This window comes from Aeromonas sp. FDAARGOS 1406 (genome assembly GCF_019048565.1).
Classification (GTDB): Bacteria; Pseudomonadota; Gammaproteobacteria; order Enterobacterales; family Aeromonadaceae; genus Aeromonas; species Aeromonas caviae.
In genome coordinates this window covers 1,261,964-1,278,375 of sequence record NZ_CP077378.1, presented here as the reverse complement: position 1 = coordinate 1,278,375, position 16,412 = coordinate 1,261,964, and the positions used below count along the sequence as shown (strand labels likewise).

General features: G+C 64.3%; 19 protein-coding genes. 4 read left to right on the top strand and 15 right to left on the bottom strand.

Going from position 1 to position 16,412, the window contains the following annotated elements; all coding sequences use genetic code 11:
• Positions 1 to 29: 29 nt before the first annotated feature.
• The gene (fur, locus tag I6L36_RS05835; RefSeq protein WP_010674102.1) at positions 30 to 458 is read right to left on the bottom strand and encodes a ferric iron uptake transcriptional regulator; all 429 of its coding nucleotides are present in this window, start codon (positions 456 to 458) and stop codon (positions 30 to 32) included.
• 231 nt (positions 459 to 689) lie between these two features.
• On the opposite strand from fur, the gene I6L36_RS05830 reads away from it, so the two are divergent.
• Positions 690 to 1,163 (top strand): DUF4442 domain-containing protein, encoded by a 474-nt coding sequence (locus I6L36_RS05830; RefSeq protein WP_010674103.1) that lies wholly within the window; start codon positions 690 to 692, stop codon positions 1,161 to 1,163.
• A 68-nt stretch (positions 1,164 to 1,231) separates the two neighbouring features.
• Here I6L36_RS05830 and fldA read toward each other — a convergent pair whose 3' ends face one another.
• Genes fldA through I6L36_RS05810 form a run of 4 tightly spaced genes read right to left on the bottom strand, consistent with a single transcriptional unit; the run spans position 1,232 to position 3,155 of the window.
• Complete coding sequence (gene fldA / locus I6L36_RS05825; RefSeq protein ID WP_010674104.1) at positions 1,232 to 1,756, bottom strand: flavodoxin FldA; 525 nt, start codon at positions 1,754 to 1,756, stop codon at positions 1,232 to 1,234.
• Between the two features lie 40 nt (positions 1,757 to 1,796).
• Positions 1,797 to 2,093 (bottom strand): LexA regulated protein, encoded by a 297-nt coding sequence (gene ybfE, locus I6L36_RS05820; RefSeq protein ID WP_005325670.1) that lies wholly within the window; start codon positions 2,091 to 2,093, stop codon positions 1,797 to 1,799.
• A 20-nt stretch (positions 2,094 to 2,113) separates the two neighbouring features.
• Complete coding sequence (locus I6L36_RS05815) at positions 2,114 to 2,335, bottom strand: DUF2788 domain-containing protein (RefSeq protein ID WP_010674106.1); 222 nt, start codon at positions 2,333 to 2,335, stop codon at positions 2,114 to 2,116.
• A 55-nt stretch (positions 2,336 to 2,390) separates the two neighbouring features.
• A complete protein-coding gene (locus I6L36_RS05810) occupies positions 2,391 to 3,155 on the bottom strand; it encodes an alpha/beta fold hydrolase (RefSeq protein WP_109112016.1) in 765 nt (254 codons plus the stop codon).
• Between the two features lie 290 nt (positions 3,156 to 3,445).
• On the opposite strand from I6L36_RS05810, the gene seqA reads away from it, so the two are divergent.
• Together seqA and pgm are read left to right on the top strand one after the other, a co-directional pair.
• Entirely contained in the window at positions 3,446 to 3,955 is a 510-nt protein-coding gene (seqA, locus tag I6L36_RS05805) for a replication initiation negative regulator SeqA (RefSeq protein ID WP_010674108.1), read from the top strand.
• 53 nt (positions 3,956 to 4,008) lie between these two features.
• On the top strand, positions 4,009 to 5,658 hold the full coding sequence (gene pgm, locus I6L36_RS05800) for a phosphoglucomutase (alpha-D-glucose-1,6-bisphosphate-dependent) (protein ID WP_109112015.1): 1,650 nt from the start codon (positions 4,009 to 4,011) through the stop codon (positions 5,656 to 5,658).
• A 73-nt stretch (positions 5,659 to 5,731) separates the two neighbouring features.
• Here pgm and I6L36_RS05795 read toward each other — a convergent pair whose 3' ends face one another.
• Positions 5,732 to 6,613: a DMT family transporter gene (locus tag I6L36_RS05795; RefSeq protein ID WP_109112014.1), complete on the bottom strand. Its 882-nt coding sequence runs from the start codon at positions 6,611 to 6,613 to the stop codon at positions 5,732 to 5,734.
• A gap of 94 nt (positions 6,614 to 6,707) precedes the next feature.
• Here I6L36_RS05795 and I6L36_RS05790 point away from each other — a divergent pair, with 94 nt between their 5' ends.
• Complete coding sequence (locus I6L36_RS05790) at positions 6,708 to 7,190, top strand: MarR family winged helix-turn-helix transcriptional regulator (RefSeq protein WP_010674111.1); 483 nt, start codon at positions 6,708 to 6,710, stop codon at positions 7,188 to 7,190.
• A 45-nt stretch (positions 7,191 to 7,235) separates the two neighbouring features.
• Here I6L36_RS05790 and mltB read toward each other — a convergent pair whose 3' ends face one another.
• The 9 genes from mltB to I6L36_RS05745 form a co-directional block, all read right to left on the bottom strand.
• Entirely contained in the window at positions 7,236 to 8,333 is a 1,098-nt protein-coding gene (gene mltB / locus I6L36_RS05785) for a lytic murein transglycosylase B (protein WP_216987049.1), read from the bottom strand.
• A 94-nt stretch (positions 8,334 to 8,427) separates the two neighbouring features.
• Positions 8,428 to 9,030 carry a CDP-alcohol phosphatidyltransferase family protein gene (locus I6L36_RS05780; protein WP_109112012.1) on the bottom strand — a complete coding sequence of 201 codons (603 nt, stop codon included), beginning with the start codon at positions 9,028 to 9,030 and terminating at the stop codon, positions 8,428 to 8,430.
• A complete protein-coding gene (locus I6L36_RS05775) occupies positions 9,023 to 9,685 on the bottom strand; it encodes an ATP-binding cassette domain-containing protein (RefSeq protein WP_201920357.1) in 663 nt (220 codons plus the stop codon). The genes I6L36_RS05780 and I6L36_RS05775 overlap by 8 nt, the downstream gene beginning before the upstream one ends.
• 4 nt (positions 9,686 to 9,689) lie before the next feature.
• A complete protein-coding gene (locus I6L36_RS05770) occupies positions 9,690 to 11,342 on the bottom strand; it encodes an ABC transporter permease (RefSeq protein WP_234916991.1) in 1,653 nt (550 codons plus the stop codon).
• A gap of 6 nt (positions 11,343 to 11,348) precedes the next feature.
• Positions 11,349 to 12,518, bottom strand: coding sequence for an ABC transporter substrate-binding protein (locus tag I6L36_RS05765; RefSeq protein WP_109112844.1), 1,170 nt, complete (start codon positions 12,516 to 12,518; stop codon positions 11,349 to 11,351).
• A 19-nt stretch (positions 12,519 to 12,537) separates the two neighbouring features.
• Positions 12,538 to 14,694, bottom strand: a complete 2,157-nt coding sequence (locus I6L36_RS05760; RefSeq protein ID WP_109112841.1) for an FAD-dependent oxidoreductase — start codon at positions 14,692 to 14,694, stop codon at positions 12,538 to 12,540.
• Entirely contained in the window at positions 14,691 to 15,266 is a 576-nt protein-coding gene (locus I6L36_RS05755; protein WP_039039829.1) for a carboxymuconolactone decarboxylase family protein, read from the bottom strand. Before I6L36_RS05755 ends, I6L36_RS05760 begins: the two co-directional genes overlap by 4 nt.
• The gene (locus I6L36_RS05750; RefSeq protein WP_201920352.1) at positions 15,256 to 15,966 is read right to left on the bottom strand and encodes a DUF1499 domain-containing protein; all 711 of its coding nucleotides are present in this window, start codon (positions 15,964 to 15,966) and stop codon (positions 15,256 to 15,258) included. Before I6L36_RS05750 ends, I6L36_RS05755 begins: the two co-directional genes overlap by 11 nt.
• Positions 15,967 to 16,093: 127 nt before the next feature.
• Positions 16,094 to 16,372, bottom strand: coding sequence for a peptidylprolyl isomerase (locus tag I6L36_RS05745; protein ID WP_039039827.1), 279 nt, complete (start codon positions 16,370 to 16,372; stop codon positions 16,094 to 16,096).
• Positions 16,373 to 16,412: the final 40 nt, after the last annotated feature.

The window sequence follows — 16,412 nt, the reverse complement described above, 5'->3', positions numbered from 1 at the left end:
GGCTTTTTTATTGCGCCGACCCGGCCGAATCAATCGTCGTGCTTGCAGTCACCGTTGGCGCAGTGGCCATACAGGTAAAGGCTGTGGTTGGTCAGGCGGATGTTGTGCGCCTTGGCGATGTCGCGCTGGCGCTGTTCGATCACCTCGTCGGAGAACTCGATCACCTTGCCGCAGTCGAGGCAGACCAGGTGGTCGTGGTGCTCCTGGGTGGCGAGCTCGAACACCGACTTGCCCCCTTCGAAATGGTGACGGGTGACGATACCGGCATCATCAAACTGGTTGAGAACGCGATAAACGGTAGCGAGACCAATCTCCTCGCCCTGATCGATCAGCCGTTTGTACAGATCTTCCGCACTGGTGTGCTGGCAGTCCGGCTGTTGCAGGATTTCCAGGATCTTGACACGGGGCAAGGTGATCTTGAGCCCGGCCTTTTTTAACGCTTGGTTGTTGTCTGCCATTTCTATTTATTCGCATTCTCGAAGGTGTGGTTATTCTGATTGACTGCCGCTGTAATGGCAACCACGAACTCGCTTGGCCTGTCATTATAGGTCGTAGCCAAGTTAAAAATAAACCCAGCAATTCAAGGGCTTTAGCTCATCAAGCCCATCATGGGAATATTCAGGTCCGCTTGCTCGACCAGAGAATGTTGATACTATGTGACTTCTTTATAGTCTGGTCGGATGAGATCCATGGATTGGCTTTTCGGCAATGCCGCCTGGGTGCGCTGCGCCCTCAACGCCTGGCCCCCCTTCTGGGGCGCAGGCATCAAGATAGAAACCCTGAGCCCCGATTTCCGCTTCTGCCGGGTCACTCTCAAGTCCCGCTGGTGGAACAAGAATGCCAACCGGACCCAGTTCGGCGGCAGCATGTTCGCCATGACGGATCCCATCTACCCGTTGATGCTGATGGGCTATTTCAAGAACCGCTACTACGTGTGGGACAAGGCGGGCAGCATCAATTTCATCAAGCCGGGCAAGGGCAAACTGGTGGCGGAGTTCACCCTGAGCGACGCCAAGCTGGCATCGATCGTGGCGGCGACCGAGGGGGGGGAGAAGCACTTTCCCGAGTTCGAGGTGCAGGTGCAGGATGGCCAGGGCGAGCTGGTGGCCCAGGTGAAGCGCACCCTCTATGTCAGATCCAAGCCCCAGCACAGGGGGGGCTGAATGCCTGCTGCAGATGCAACAAGGGCCCCGTCGGGGCCCTTATTGCATGAAGAGGGAGGGAGATCAGATCACTCCAGCTCGCCCAGGCACATCTCTTCGTGCAGCTGTTTGCACCAGCCCTTGACGCGCTCTGCAGTCAGCTCGGGTTGGCGATCTTCGTCGATGCCCAGGCCCACGAAGTGCTTGTCATCCACGAGCGCCTTGGAGGCTTCGAACTCGTAGCTCGCGGTCGGCCAGTGGCCGATGATGATGGCGCCCTTGGCTTCGACGATGTCACGCAGGGTGCCCATGGCGTCGAGGAAGTACTCGGCATAGTCTTCCTGATCGCCGCATCCGAAGATGGCCACCAGCTTGTTGTTGAAGTCGATCTCTTCGAGTTCGGGGAAGAAGTCGTCCCAATCGGCCTGGGCTTCGCCGTAGTACCAAGTCGGGATGCCGAACATCAGCAGATCGAAGCTGTCGATGTCGGCCTTGCTGCTCTTGGCAATGTCACGGACTTCAATCAGTTGTTTGCCCAGTTCTTTCTGGATCATCTTGGCGACAGCTTCGGTATTACCGGTATCGCTGCCGAAAAACAGACCTACACTAGCCATAGTGTTTCGTTACCCGTATCTGGTGTTGATGCTTGACGGTTCAGATTGCGATGCCTGCTGCATGAGCAGACTCGATCTGTTGCTTCAGGATAGATTGGATCAGCTCGGCTCGGCTGACGTTCTGTTGCAGCGCAAGTTGGTTCAGGCGCTCCAGCAACTCGGCTTCCACCTTTAACTCGACCCGTTTCAGCCCGTTCTCACGATCGCGCTTGAGCTGGTTGCGCTTGTTGATCTTGAGCTGGGTCTCGCGGGGGAGTGGATTGGTCTTTGGCCTGCCGGGGCGCTTCTCAGTTGCGAACAGATCCAGTGTTGTTCGATCAGTTTGCTGTTTGGCCATACATCACAGATGAAAAGTAGTTAGCCGATCCCTGAGCCTTCCCAGCCCATTTCGATCAGCCCCTTGGCGACAAAACCCGCGCAACCCAGAAACAGCACCAGCCAGACGATGAAGCGGCCGAAGCGGGGCACATTGCCCCGTTTGAGCACGTCCTGAATGGCCAGACCAATCAGCAGGAAGATGGCCACGAAGAACAGTTTCAGGCCCAGACTCTCGATGAGATCGATGTGTTCACTCAGCATGGATTGCGCGCACTCCTTAAGACGGGCGCACTATATCACAAAGGATTTGAAACTGTTAACCGCCTGTCGACAGGAAATCCACAACCAGTTTGTTGAACAAAACCGGCTTTTCCGCGTGCAGCCAGTGACCCGTGCCGGCGATGACGCGGGCCTTGGCGGCCGGGAACTGGGCCATCGCGGCCCCGGTGTATTCGGGCAGCATATAGTCGGAGTCGCCCCCCTTGATGAAGAGTGTCGCGCCTTCGAAGCGGCGTTCATCGTCAGGCCAGCCCATGATGTTGGCGTAGTTGCGCTCAAGGGCCGGCACGTTGAAACGCCACCCCCATCCAGACTCCCCTTTGGCGAAGGATTTGAGCAGGAACTGGCGCACCCCGGCGATCTCGATGTACTCGGCCAGCATGGCTTCCGCCTCGCTGCGGCTCTGGGGGGGCGTGGCCAGCGTGGCATTGAGCCCGGCAAACACGTTCTTGTGGCGGGCGTGGGGATAGGCCACCGGGGCGATGTCCGCCACTACCAGCTTGCTGACCCTGTGAGGGGCCTGCTTGGCGACCTGCATGGCGACCTTGCCCCCCATGGAGTGACCCACCAGGGCCACCTGTTCAAGTCCAAGATGGTCCAGCAGGGCCAGGATGTCCTCAGCCTGGGACGGGTAGCTCATCTCGTCCGAGTGAAAGGAGGCGCCGTGATTGCGTAGATCGACGCTGATGACCCGGTATTGTTCGCTGAGGGGGCGTGCCAGCAGGCCGAGGTTGTCCAGGCTGCCAAAGAGGCCATGGATCAGTACGATAGTCGGGCCTTCGCCCTGTTCCTTGAAGTTCAATCGTGGGTATTGTTGCAAAATGACACCTTATCGGTCGTGGGCTCTATCGCCATAATTTTTAACACACTGAAAGAAAAGGATTTCATTCCTGGTGGGGGATTTTTTTGTGGTTTTTTTTCAAAAATATCTCCCCGGGATCGGCTATCAGTGCGGGGGATCACACACTTGGCCCGTCATTATGCCGTATTCTCAAGGAGATTCATGCACATCTGTCCGCCCCTTGCTTGGGCTGCCGGGTCTGCCTATGTATAATCGCCGCATCCGAATTTCGACGAGTCCAGCGCATCCCTATGAAAACCATCGAGCTTGATGACGATCTCTACTTCTTTATCGCGAGCCAGACCCGGCACATCGGCGAGAGTGCGTCCGATATCCTGCGTCGCCTGCTGGAGCAACCCGCCCAGGCCGGCACGGCAACCGTGGCGGCCGCGCCTGCGATGCAACCGCAACCCGTGGCCGATGCCATGGGGCTGGAGGCACTGCTGGATTCCGGCGAGCTGCAGAAAGAAGAGAAGTCCATCAACCGCTTCATGCTGGTATTGAGCACCCTCTATCGGGACAACCCGGAAGGCTTCACCCAGGCGACCGAGATAAAAGGGCGCAAGCGCGTCTACTTCTCCCGTGACCCGGAAGCGCTGCGTGCCAGTGGCAGCACCACCAAGCCCAAGCCGGTACCGGAGACCCCGTTCTGGGTGATCACCAATACCAATACCAGCCGCAAGCAGAACATGGTGGCCCAGCTCATGAACAGCATGGGTTATGACGAGGATCTGACGGCTCGGGTGTGCGGCGCCGTTTAACCCATCAACGACTTCAGGCCTTGCCGGGCAAGGCTCAGCTCAAGGAAAACGCCATGGCACAGCATTCCCACGCCGGTCAGCCGGCTCGTCTTTGCGATCTGACCAACATTCCCCGTCTGGTCAGCGCCTACTACCTCAACAAGCCGGACATGAGCCGCCCTGAGCAGCGGGTCGCCTTTGGCACCTCCGGTCACCGCGGCAGCGCCCTGCACAGCGCCTTCACCGAATCCCACATTCTGGCGGTGACCCAGGCGCTGGTGGAGTACCGCCAGCAGGCCGGTATCACGGGGCCGTTGTTCGTCGGCATGGATACCCATGCCCTGTCTGAATCCGCCTTTGCCAGCGCGGTGGAAGTGCTGGCGGCCAACGGTGTCGAGACCCGCATTCAGGCCGGCCTCGGCTTCACGCCGACCCCGGTCATCTCCCATGCCATCCTGCGCCACAACGCAGGCAAACCCGTGGCGCAGGCGGACGGCGTCGTGATCACCCCGTCCCACAACCCGCCGGAAGATGGTGGCTTCAAATACAACCCGCCCCACGGCGGTCCTGCCGAAGGCGAGATCACCAAGTGGGTGGAAGACCGCGCCAACGCGATTCTGGAAGCGGGTCTGGCCGGCGTGAAGCGGACGCCGTTTGCCGAGGCCCTCAAGAGCCCGTTCGTGGTGGAACACGACTATGTCACCCCTTATGTGGATGATCTCGAAAACGTGCTGGATCTGGCCGCCATCAAGCAGGCTGGCATCAAGATCGGCGTGGATCCGCTGGGTGGCTCCGGCGTCGCCTACTGGGACGTCATCGCCAGGCGCTACGGTCTGGACATCGAGGTGGTGAACTACAAGGTCGACCCGACCTTCTCATTCATGACCCTGGACAAAGACGGCAAGATCCGGATGGACTGTTCCAGCCCGTTCGCCATGGCGAGCCTGATTGCCCTGAAAGACAAGTTCGACATTGCCCTTGGCAATGACCCTGACTACGACCGTCACGGCATCGTCACCAAGGCGGGCCTGATGAACCCGAACCACTATCTGGCGGTGGCCATCCAGTATCTGTTCACCCACAGAACCGGCTGGCCCAAGGGGGCGGCCGTCGGCAAGACGCTGGTCTCCTCTTCCATGATCGACCGGGTGGCCGGCGAGATCGGTCGCACCCTCAAAGAGGTGCCGGTCGGCTTCAAGTGGTTCGTGGACGGTCTCTACAGCGGCGAGTTCGGCTTTGGCGGCGAGGAGAGCGCGGGTGCCTCCTTCCTGCGCAAGGACGGTACCGTCTGGACCACCGACAAGGATGGCTTCATTCTGGCGCTGCTGGCGGCCGAGATCCTGGCGGTGACCGGCAAGGATCCCCAGGCCCACTACGATGCGCTCGAAGCCAGATTCGGCCGCTCCAGCTACCGCCGCATCGATGCTCCGGCCAACAGCGCCCAGAAGGCGGTGCTCTCCAAGTTGGATCCGGCACTGGTGGAAGCCTCCACCTTGGCTGGCGAGCCCATCCTCGCCAAGCTGACCAAGGCACCGGGCAACGATGCCGCCATCGGCGGCCTGAAAGTGGTGACCGAGAACGGCTGGTTCGCGGCGCGCCCCTCCGGTACCGAGTCCATCTACAAGATCTACATGGAGAGCTTCAAGGGGGAGGCGCACCTGGACCTCATCCAGCAGGAAGCCCAGCAGATCGTCTCCGCCGCCCTGGCCAAAGCCGGGGTCTGACCCTCACGGCAACAACCCATGTGAAAGAGGAGCCCTGGTGGCTCCTCTTTTTTTGTGTCGGGTTGACTGCGGATCAGCCGTTGTCGACGCTGCCGGTGGCGGCCTTGCGGTTCTGCCAGCGCTTGAGGAAAGAGCGGGCCGGCAGCTTCATCAGGAAGAGAGAGAGCAGGATGATGCCGATGCCGAGCCACTGACGGCCATCCAGGGTTTCTCCCACCATCAGCACACCGCAGGAGACCGCCACCATGGGATTGGTGAGGGCCAGCATCCCCATCACCTCAGGGCCATGGCGTTTGAGTCCCCAGAGCCAGGCCCAGTAGGCCAGAGCCGTATTGAGGATCACCAGCCAGATAAGCCCGGGAGTGGCGTCAGCCCGGGGCAGGGGCATGGGGCCGGCCAGCCACCAGGCCAGCGGGATCAGCATCAGGCCGCCCAGCAGCAGCTGCCAGGCGGTCAGGGCCAGCAGATCGTCCACCGGCCAGCGTTGCATCCAGCGGCTCGACTGGCCGATGAGCAGGGTGGCGAGCAGGGCGCACGCCACGCCGACGGGATCCAGATTGGCAGAGGGATTGAGCAGCAAGAGCACCCCGACGAGCCCCATCACCCCCAGCAACAGCCACTTGAGCGTCGGTCTGACACCGTCTTGCAGCCAGGCCAGCCCCATCAGGATGAGGGGCAGCGTCGCTCCCAACGTACCCGCCACGGCGCCGGGCAGGCGAAACGCCGCCACGAAAAGCAGGGCGAAGAAGGCGGTGATGTTGCAAAACGCCAGCAGGAACTGCCTGCTCCAGACGAGAGGCGGTCTGCGGGGATGGAGCAACAGCAGCAGCACCCCGGCGGGGAGGGCGCGCCACACGGCAACCCAGTAGGGGGAGTAGTCGGTCAGGTAGAGACTGACGACGGCATAGGTGCTGCCCCAGAGCAGGGGGGCAAGCAGGGCGATCAGCAGTGGCATGGTTATCTCGTAATAAAGTATCTTTAAGTAAAGATACATTAGCCGCGAGTTGGTTTATTATCAAGAATCTTCATGTAAAGATAATGGAGCCCGAATGGAGAGTGATCATGTAGATCAGCTGCTGGCCCAGTGGGCCCGGCAGCGCCCGGACCTCGACTGCTCCCCTATGGGGGTGCTGGGGAGGGTGGCGCGCATGGCGGCGATCGCCGGGCGCGAAGTGAGCGAGACCCTCAAGGAGTGCGGTCTGCTGGGGTCTGATTTCGATATCCTGGCGACCCTGCGTCGGGCCGGCGAGCCGCTGACTCCGACCGCGCTCTACCAGTCCGCCATGCTGAGTTCAGGGGCCATGACGGCCCGGCTCGACAAACTGGAGCAGCGTGGCCTGATAAGACGTGAAGCCTCCCCCGATGACAGGCGCAGCCTGCTGGTCTGCCTGACGGAGCCGGGGCGGGAGCTGGTTGACCATGCGGTGGAACAGCACGTGGCGAACGAGCGCCGCCTGCTGGCCCCATTGAGCCTGGTCGAACAGGAGCAGCTGGCCGCCCTGCTCAAACGTTGGCTGCTGGAAAACGAATAAAAAAAACGGGCCTGCGGGCCCGTTTTCGTTGGCATTGAGGCTGACTCAGTAGCCGCCTCTGGCATCCCTGACGGCAAGGCCAAGCTGCCATACCGCCATGGCGTAGTGGGTGCTGTGGTTGTAGCGGGTGATGGCGTAGAAGTTCGGCAAGCCGTACCAGTACTGGTAACCGGTGCCGACATCCAGACGCAGCAGGCTCGCCTCCTTGTGATTGCCAAGGGAGCCGATTGGGGTCAACCCGGCTCCGCGCAGGGTGGCCACCGGGTAGCGGGTCTGGAAGCCGTGCTCATAGCCCGGCAGCTGTCCCTGGCCGCGCACCGCCACCGGCTGCCCTTTCTCCCAGCCGTGGGCCTTGAAGTAGTTGGCCACGCTGCCGATGGCATCCACCGGATCCCACAGGTTGGTGTGGCCGTTGCCGTTGAAGTCCACCGCGTAGTTGCGAAAACTCGACGGCATGAACTGGCCGTAGCCCATGGCCCCGGCATAGGAGCCCTTGGGTTCGGCGGGATCCATCCCTTCATCCCGGGTCATCACCAGGAAGGCTTCCAGCTCGCCGGTGAAGAAGTCGGCGCGGCGCGGGTAGTCAAATGCCAGGGTCGCCAGGGCGTCGAGAATGCGGGTCTTGCCCATCACCCGACCCCAGCGGGTCTCCACCCCGATGATGCCGACGATGATCTCGGGTGGCACCCCGTAGATCTGCTGCGCCCGGTTGAGTTCACTCTCGTATTCGCGCCAGAAGTTGACGCCGTTCTGTACGTTGTCCGGGGTGATGAACTTGGCGCGGTAGCGGTTCCAGGCGCCGGTCGGGCCGGTGGGCGGTCTGGTGGTGGGGGCCTGGGCGTCCATCAGCTTGATGATCCAGTCATAACGCTCGGCCTGGGCCAGTACCCGGTGCAGCTCGGCGCCGTCGAAGCCGTGCTTTTGCACCATCCGCTGCACGAAGTTGTCCACGTTGGAACGATTGGCGAAGCCCCCCTTGCTGACCCCGGGCTGGCTCACCTGTCCGTAGAAGGGTTTGCTCGGCGGCGTCTGGTTGATGAAGGCGCTGTTGGGTTGGGGTTTGACCACGGGCTTGGGCGCCGGCGTGCTGCTGCAGCCGTAGATCAGGGGAAACAGGGAGAGGACACAGACAAGGCGACGCATAGGGTTCTCGTGAGCCTGAAAAAGAGTGCCGTCATGGTAAAACATTGGCGTGCAGGCGCAAGTGCTCCGTGCCGGCGCGCCCCCCGGGATCCCGTCAGCGCAGGGTGTGGTAGCCGCTCCAGATCCGGGTCAGGGTCGTGATGGCACAGAGCAGGGCGAAACCGTAGGCCAGTGGCACGAAGGCGGCGGGCCAGAGGCACATGAGCACGAAGAGGGCGATGGTTTCGCTCCCCTCGGTGAGCCCGCCCAGATAGTAGAGGGATTTGTGGCGGTAGACGGGGCTCTCGATGCCCCGTTTGCCCGCCATGATGGCAAAGGCCAGAAAGCTCGATCCCGTGCCCATGAAGGCGAACAGCAGGGTGGCGGCGGCCAGGGCGTTGGCCGGGTCGGCGAGGGCAAAGCCCAGCACCACGGCGGCGTAGAAGATGAAATCCAGCGTGATGTCGAGAAACCCGCCGCAGTCGCTGATGCCCGTTTCCCGCGCCACGGCGCCATCCAGCCCGTCCAGCAGCCGGTTGAGCAGAATCGCCGCCAACGCCCACTGATAGCAGCCAAATGCCAGCAGCGGCAGCGCCAGCATGCCGATGAGAAAGCCGACGAGGCTCACCTGGTTGGCGCTCACCCCGGCCCGGCACAGGGGGCGGGCGAGCGCGGCGAGGGGGCGGCGGATAACCGGGATCAGGTGGCGATCAAACAAGGTGGTGCTCCTCTTCTGGGATGGCTGGGGGGATCAGCTGCAAGATGGTGCCCGGCGCATCCTCTTCGTCGTGGGTCACCAGCAGCGCGGGGATGGCCTGCGTGCGCAGGCGCTCGAACACCAGGGTTCTGAATGCCGCCCGCAGCGGCTTGTCGAGGCGGGAGAAGGGCTCGTCCAGCAGCAATGCCCTGGGCTCGGCCAGCAGGGCACGCAGCAAGCTGACGCGGGCTTTCTGGCCGCCGGAGAGCGCCCCGGGCAACTTGTCCGCCTGAGCCTCCAGCCCGACCTCGGCCAGCGCCTCGCGGGCCCGGGTCTGCCTTGCCGCCATCCCCTTGAGATGCGCCGGCATGCCGAACATCAGATTTTCGGCCACCGTCAGGTGGGCAAACAGCAGGTCATCCTGAAACAGGATGCCGACGCCCCTCTCCTGGGGGGGCAGCGGGGTGAGGCGATGTGCGCCGAGCAGGATGTCCCCGGCCAGCCGGATGGGCCCCCCGGGTGGCAGCACTCCCGCCAGGGCCGCCAGCAGGGAGCTCTTGCCACAGCCGCTCGGTCCCATCAGGGTGAGCACCTCGCCCGGGGCCACCCTGAGGGGGGGGAGCGTCAGCAGGGGGGCACCGTCGAGGAAGAGGGTGAGTGTGGAGGTGTGCAGCATCGGGTCAGGGCCTCAGGGCGGGGTTGATGCGCCGCGGCAGCCAGAGCGCCAGGGCATAGATGAAAAGGGGCAGCAGCAGTTGCAGCAGGCCGTAGAGCCCCGCCAGCCGCCGGTTGAGGCCGCTGCCGATGGCCACCGCCTCCGTGGTGATGGTGATGACCCGCCCGCCCCCGAACAGCAGGGTCGGCAGGTATTGGGCCAGGCTCACCGCCGCCCCGACACCGAAGGCGAACAACAGGGGACGGGCGAGCAGGGGGCCCTTGACTCGCCACCAGGCCCCCCAGGGGCTGGCCCCGAGCGTGAGGGCCACCCGGGTGAGGCGCTCGTCGAACTGGCGATAGGGGCCGTGCAGGCAGAGATAGACGTATGGCAAGACGAAGATCAACTGGCTCCAGAGTACCCAGCCAGGGCCTATGCCAGTGAATCCCAGCCCGTCGGTCTGAAGGCGCAATCCAAACAGCAGGCTGGCCTGGGGCAGCAGCAGAGGGAGGCAGACAAGCCAGAGGGTGCGTGTGGCGCGGCGTGCAGGCAACGCCTCGAGGCAGAGCACCGCCAGCAGCAGGGAGAGCGCGGCGCAGAGCAGGGCCAGCCACAGACTCTGCCACAGCAGCGGGCCCAGGCTCGGCAGCAGAGCCAGCCAGTGGTGGCTGCTCCATTCACTCGGCCAGAGGGCGGGAAAGGACCAGCGCCGGGTCAGGGACCAGAGTAGCAGGGCGGCGAGCACCAGCAGATTGGTCAGGAGCAGCCCCCACACGCCGATGCGGGCAATGAGTGCGGGCCAGGGCGAGGCGGGGGCGCGTCGCCCATCCAGCCAGCGTGCCTTGCCGAGGGTGAGGTGGGTCCGCTCCAGCAGCCTGAGGGCGCCAAGCAGCAGCAAGTTGAGGGCGAGCAGCAAGAGGGCGCCGCTGGCACTGGCGCCGCGCCAGGCGGGGTCGGCATCCTGATACCAGAGCCAGAGTCGCACCGCCAGGGGCGGCGGGGCATCCGGCCCCAGCAGCAGGGCGAGATCCACCACCGCCAGACCATAGGCGGCCACCGCGTAGAGGGGCAGTCGCAGGGCGGGCCAGAGGGCGGGCAGCAGCAGGCGCCACCAGATCCGGGGGGCACTGAAGCCGAGGCTGGCCCCCAGCCACTGCTGGCGCGCCACCTTGGCGGGATCCAGTGCCGCCAGCGCCATCAGCAGCAGGAAGGGGGTCTCCTTGAGCATGAGCACCACGATGAGGCCAAGGCCCCAGGGATCCTTGAGGGTTTGCCAGTCCGGGGGCTGATGGGTGAGGTCAAGCAGGGGGGCGACGAGGCGCAGCAGCCAGCCGGAGGGAGCGATCAGAAAGGCGATGCCAATGGCAAAGGCGACGTGGGGAAGCGCCAGCAGGGGGGAGAGCAGGCGGCGCAGCCAGCGCATCCAGGGACGCCCGTCCCCCTGGGCGAGCAGCAGGGCTGTGGCGCCGAGGGCCCCCAGGGTGGAGGCCCCCGCCACCCAGAGGCTCAACCCTGCGGAGTGCCAGAGTCCGGGCTGGGGGAGCAAGAGGGATAGATTGGCGGGGGAGAGCCCCTCGATGACCAGCAACAGCAGGCCCCCGGCGAGCGGGATCCCCAGCAGCAGGGCTCCCAGCATCAAAAAGGGCAGCAGGAGGAGAAGAGGGGCGCGCGCCTGCATGATGGATCAGTGGCCGTAGCGCTCGGCCCAGGCCGCTTCCAGCCGTGTCTGCCAGCTGGGGTGGGGCTCTGCCACTCCCTTGAAGCGCAATGCCGGACGGGTCTGGCCTGGCAGCGCCTCCTGGCGCAGCACGCTGGGATCCCCCCAGAAGGCGGGGTCGCTCTTGCGCGCCTGGGCGGCGGGGCTCAGCAGGAAGTTGACCACCACCTTGGCCCCGGCCCGGGCGGAGGCATTGAAGGGGATGGCGAGGAAATGGCTGTTGGTGAGCGCCCCTTTTTCCATGGCGATGGCCTGGACGGTGGGGGGCAGGGTGCCGTTTTGCACCGAACTCTGGGCTTCCCCCGGGTTGAAGCTGATGGCCATGGCCAGCTCGCCGTCATCGAGCAACTGCCTGGTTTCGGCGGCGCCGGTGGGGAAGAGCCTGCCCTTTCGCCAGAGCGCGGGGTGAAGCTGGTCGAGCCAGGCCCAGAGAGGGGCGGTGACGCGGAGGAAGTCGGCATCGGTCGCCTCCCGATAGAGGGACGCCTGATCCGGTGTCAGCTCCAGCAGGATCTGCTTGAGAAAGCTCGAGCCGTGAAACTGGGGAGGCTTGGGGTAGGTGAAGCGGCCGGGGTGAGCCTTGGTCCAGGCAAGCAGGGCAGCCGCCGAGGTGGGAGGTGCGTCTACCTGGTCGCCATCCACCATCAGATTGAGCTGGCCTATGCCCCAGGGGGCCTCCAGCCCCTCGACCGGCACGGTGAAGTCTTCACTCACCGGCAGGGCGGTGTCCACCAAGGCCATGTTGGGCAGCTCGTCGGTAAAGGGGTCCCCCAGCAGCCCCTGCTCCTTGAGCGCCTTGAAGTTCTCGCCGTTGACCCAGAGCAGGTCGATGGGGCCGTTCGACGTCTTGCCAGCCTGCTTGCCGGCCAGCAACTGGCTCACGCTCTGGGCGATGTCATCCACCTTCACCTGCACCAGCTCGACCTGGTACTGTCGAGCGATCTCCTGCCTGGCCCACACCAGGTAGGCGTTGATCTCGGGGCTGCCCCCCCAGGCGTTGAAGTAGACTGTCTGCCCCCTGGCGGCCAGCAGGGTCTGCTGCCACGATGCGTCATTGGCGTGGAGCGGGGAGGTCAGCAGCAGGGGGACAGCGGCCATCAGGGGACGGAGCAGGGCGCGAAGTCGGGTCGTGAACATGATGGTTGCCTCGTCAGAGTCAGGCGCCGCGGCGCCAGCGGTGATAACGGGCCAGCAGCGCCAGTAGGCGCCCGGGCTGGCGGGCACGGCGCCAGGCGCCAGCCACGTACTTGTTCCCCTCCATCAGGGTGGGGTAGGGGTGAACGGTGGCGAGGATCTTGCCAAGTCCCAGGCGGTGGCGCATGGCGAGAGCAAACTCGGCGATCCGCTCGCCGGCGTGAGCACCCACTATGGTGGCCCCGAGTATCCTGTCACGGCCCGGCACCGTCAGCACCTCGACAAAGCCCCCTGACTCGCCGTCGGTGATGGCTCTATCCAGCTCGGCCATCTCGAAGCGGGTCGACTCGAAGGGGATGCCTCGGGCCCGAGCCTCTTTCTGGTTGAGGCCGACCCTGGCTATCTCCGGACTGGTATAGGTGGCCGCCGGCATGACCCTGTAGTCTGCCCGAAAGCGCCTGAACTGGCCAAAGAGGGCGTTGATGGCGGCATACCAGGCCTGATGGGCGGCAAAATGGGTGAACTGGTAGGGGCCGGCAACGTCCCCCACCGCCAGGATGCTGGGGTAGTTGGTGGCGAGGAAGCCGTCGATGGCCAGGGTGCCGCCGGGGGCCAGTTCAACCCCCAGCGCCTCCAGCCCGAAACCGCTCACGTTGGCCTCCCGGCCAAGGGCCAGCAGCAGCTGGTCCCCCTCAACCACCAGCGTCTCGTCCCCCCGGCGCAGGTACAGCCGGATGGGCAGGTTGGCGCCTTTACCGTCCATATACCCGGCCGAGGTAGCCTGCCAGCCGAGGTGCAGGGTGACGCCGTCGTGCTCCAGCTGCGCGGCCAGGGCCCCGGCGACGTCCCTATCTTCCCGGGGCAGCAGCTGAGGGCCTTGCTCCACCAGGGTGACGGGGATACCGAGCAGGGCCAGGCTCTGGGCCAGCTCGCAGCCGATGGGGCCTCCTCCCAGCACCAGCAGATGGCGGGGGGGCTCGCGCAGTCGCTGCCAGAGGGTGTCGGAGGTGAGGTAGGGAACCCTGTCCAGCCCCGGCAGTGCGGGCACCCGGGGGCGGGCGCCGGTGGCGATCACGATATGACGGCTGGTCAGGCGCTTGCCGTTGACCTCCACCTCCCAGGGGGAGGTGACTCGCGCCCGCCCCTGGATGCACTCCACCCCGAGTCCTTCATAGCGCGCCACCGAGTCGTGGGGTTCGACCTCCTCGATGACCCGGGCGACCCGCGCCATCACGGCGGCGAAGTCGGCGCGGCTCTGGCTCGGGGTAAAACCAAGCTCCCCGGCCTTGCGCTGTTCAATGGCGAAGCGGGCGCTTCGGATCAGCGCCTTGGAGGGGACGCAGCCGGTATGGAGGCAATCCCCCCCCATCCTGTGCTGCTCGATGAGGGCCACTCTGGCTTTCACCGCGGCGGCGATGTAGCTGGTGACCAGGCCTCCGGCGCCGGCACCTATCACCAGCAGGTTGTAGTCAAAGTGCGCCGGCTTGCGGTAGGGGGCGTGCAACCGGTAGAGGGCGAGACGGCGCTGCAAGGCACGCATCAGCCAGGGCATCAGGCCGAGCAGGGTCAGGGCGGCCAGCAGGCCGGGGGAGAAGAGGTTGCCTGTGCTGGTGAGGGTAGCCAGCTCGCTCCCCGCCAGCACGTAGACGAGGGTGCCCGGCAGCATGCCGAGCTGGCTGACCCAGTAGTAGGTGCTGACTCTGATGGGGGTGAGCCCCATCACCAGGTTGACCAGAAAGAAGGGGAAGAGGGGGATGAGGCGCAGGCTCAGCAAATAGAAGGCCCCCTCCTTTTGCATGCCGGCCTGAACGCTCGCCAGCTTGTCGCCAAAGCGTGTCTCGACCCAGTCCCGCAGCAGGAAGCGGGCGCTGAGAAAGGCCAGGGTGGCGCCAAGGGAGCTGGCAAAGGAGACCAGCAAGAGCCCCCACAGGATGCCGAAGACGGCGCTGCCCGCCAGGGTGAGCAGGGCCGCCCCCGGCAGGGAGAGGGCGGTGGTGAGCACATAGAGCACCAGAAACAGCAGGCTGGCCGCGACAACATGGCGGTCGACCCAAAGGGCCAGGCGCTCCTGATGAGCCTGCAACTGGGTGAGGCTCAGATAGTGGTCAAGGTCGAGGGCAAAGAAGGTGCCGACCAGGGCCCCCATCGCCAGCAACAGCAGCAGGCGTGCCCGGTTCATCCCTGCCCCTTGTCGAGGGGGCGCTCGGGTTGCACCGGCAACTGGCAGAACCCCTGGGGAGCGATGTCGAGAGCGGCATTGAACTTGGCGGACATGTTCTGGAAGGCGATGAGGCCGGTGAGCTCCACCAGGGCGTCGTCATCGAACCAGGGCTTGAGGCGGGCGGCCTGCTCGTCGCTCACGCCATCCAGCCCGGTCATGGCCTCGGCATAGTCCAGCACGGCCCGCTCCCGCTCGTCGAACAAGGGGCTGTCGCGCCACCGGGCCAGCGCCTCCACCTTGTCGCTTGAGCCTGCCCGCTTGACGAGGGTCATGGCGTTGATGTCGACACAGAAACGACACCAGTTGAGCTGGGAGACCCGCACCGTCACCAGGGAGCGCAGCACGGGGTCGATGGGGGAGCGCTTGCGGTTGATGACGCCGTAGAGGGTGGCGACCGCGGCAAACAGCCTGGGGGAGCGCCCCCAGCACTTGCCCGGGATCAGCACCTGACCGTAGTTGCGTTTCTGCAGCCAGAAGAAGGGGCGGATGAACCAGGCGTAGGCCCGGTCCGGTTTGACCTCAATGCGCATCTTGTTCCTCTTTGAGCTTCTCCATCTTGGGCTTGTAGGCCCCCCCCAGGCGCTCGTTCAACCGATTCAGGAAATCGATGATCCGTGCCCGGTTGACCCCCAGATCGCTGCGCCCCTGGCGCGAGGCGGAGCGCATGTCGATACGGGTCTCTTTGGGCCCGGCAAAGACCCGCAGGGCCACGTCATCCTGAAACCCGAACCAGCCGGTGGTGACGACGGCATCGATACCCTCGCTGCCCGGGCGAACCTGCCAGCCCAGCTCCGTCATCAGTTCCTCGGCTTCCGCGAGTACTTCGACCGGGGATGCCCGGGTATAGAGAGGACCGGGGTTGCCTGGAAATACTTGCAGGGGCGGGGGGGAGATCGGGAGATCCTCCGGGCTTCTGAGCTGCTCGGCCCACTGGAGCCGTGGCGGATGGTAGGGATCCGTGCTGACGTCGTTGGTGAGGGGGGAGCGCAGCGCCTGGACGAGAAACAGCAGGGGCAACAGCAGGGGAGTTATGCCCCAGATATCCGGCCAGAGGTTGGTGGTGCGGTGATAACGCCAGGGCAGGCGCAGCAGCAGCACGAGGCTGAGGAGGGCGCTGGCGAGACAGAGGATGAAGCCGAGCCACCAGGGCCAGAGATGGGCGCGGCTGCCAAGGGCCCCGCAAAGGGGCAATAGCCAGGTCAGCAGCGGCCACCACAAAGAGCTGTGCATATGAGGGATCCACGGGTCAGGATGGAACTATGCCCAGAAGGATAAACTTAATTGCCTGATAACGTTAGTAAATGATCATCAATCCCAGGCGTGCGGCTCAGAGAGCCGATGACCTCGTCGCCCTGGATCAGTTGCGATAGAGCACCTTGATGAGGTGGAAGCCGAACTTGGTGCGCACCGGCCCCAGCACGGTCAGCAGCTCCCCCTTGAAGACGGCATCGTCGAAGGACTTGACCATGTCCCCCTTGGAGAACTCCCCCAGATCGCCGCCACGCTTGCCGGAAGGGCAGGTGGAGAAACGCTTGGCCATCTGGCTGAAATCGGCGCCCTTGGCGAGCTTCTCCTTGATTTCCAGACACTGTTTCTCGGTCTTGACCAGGATGTGCTGGGCACAGGCTTTTTTCATCGGAATGCTCCTCGGCGAGGGGAAAGGGGGCGCAAGATTA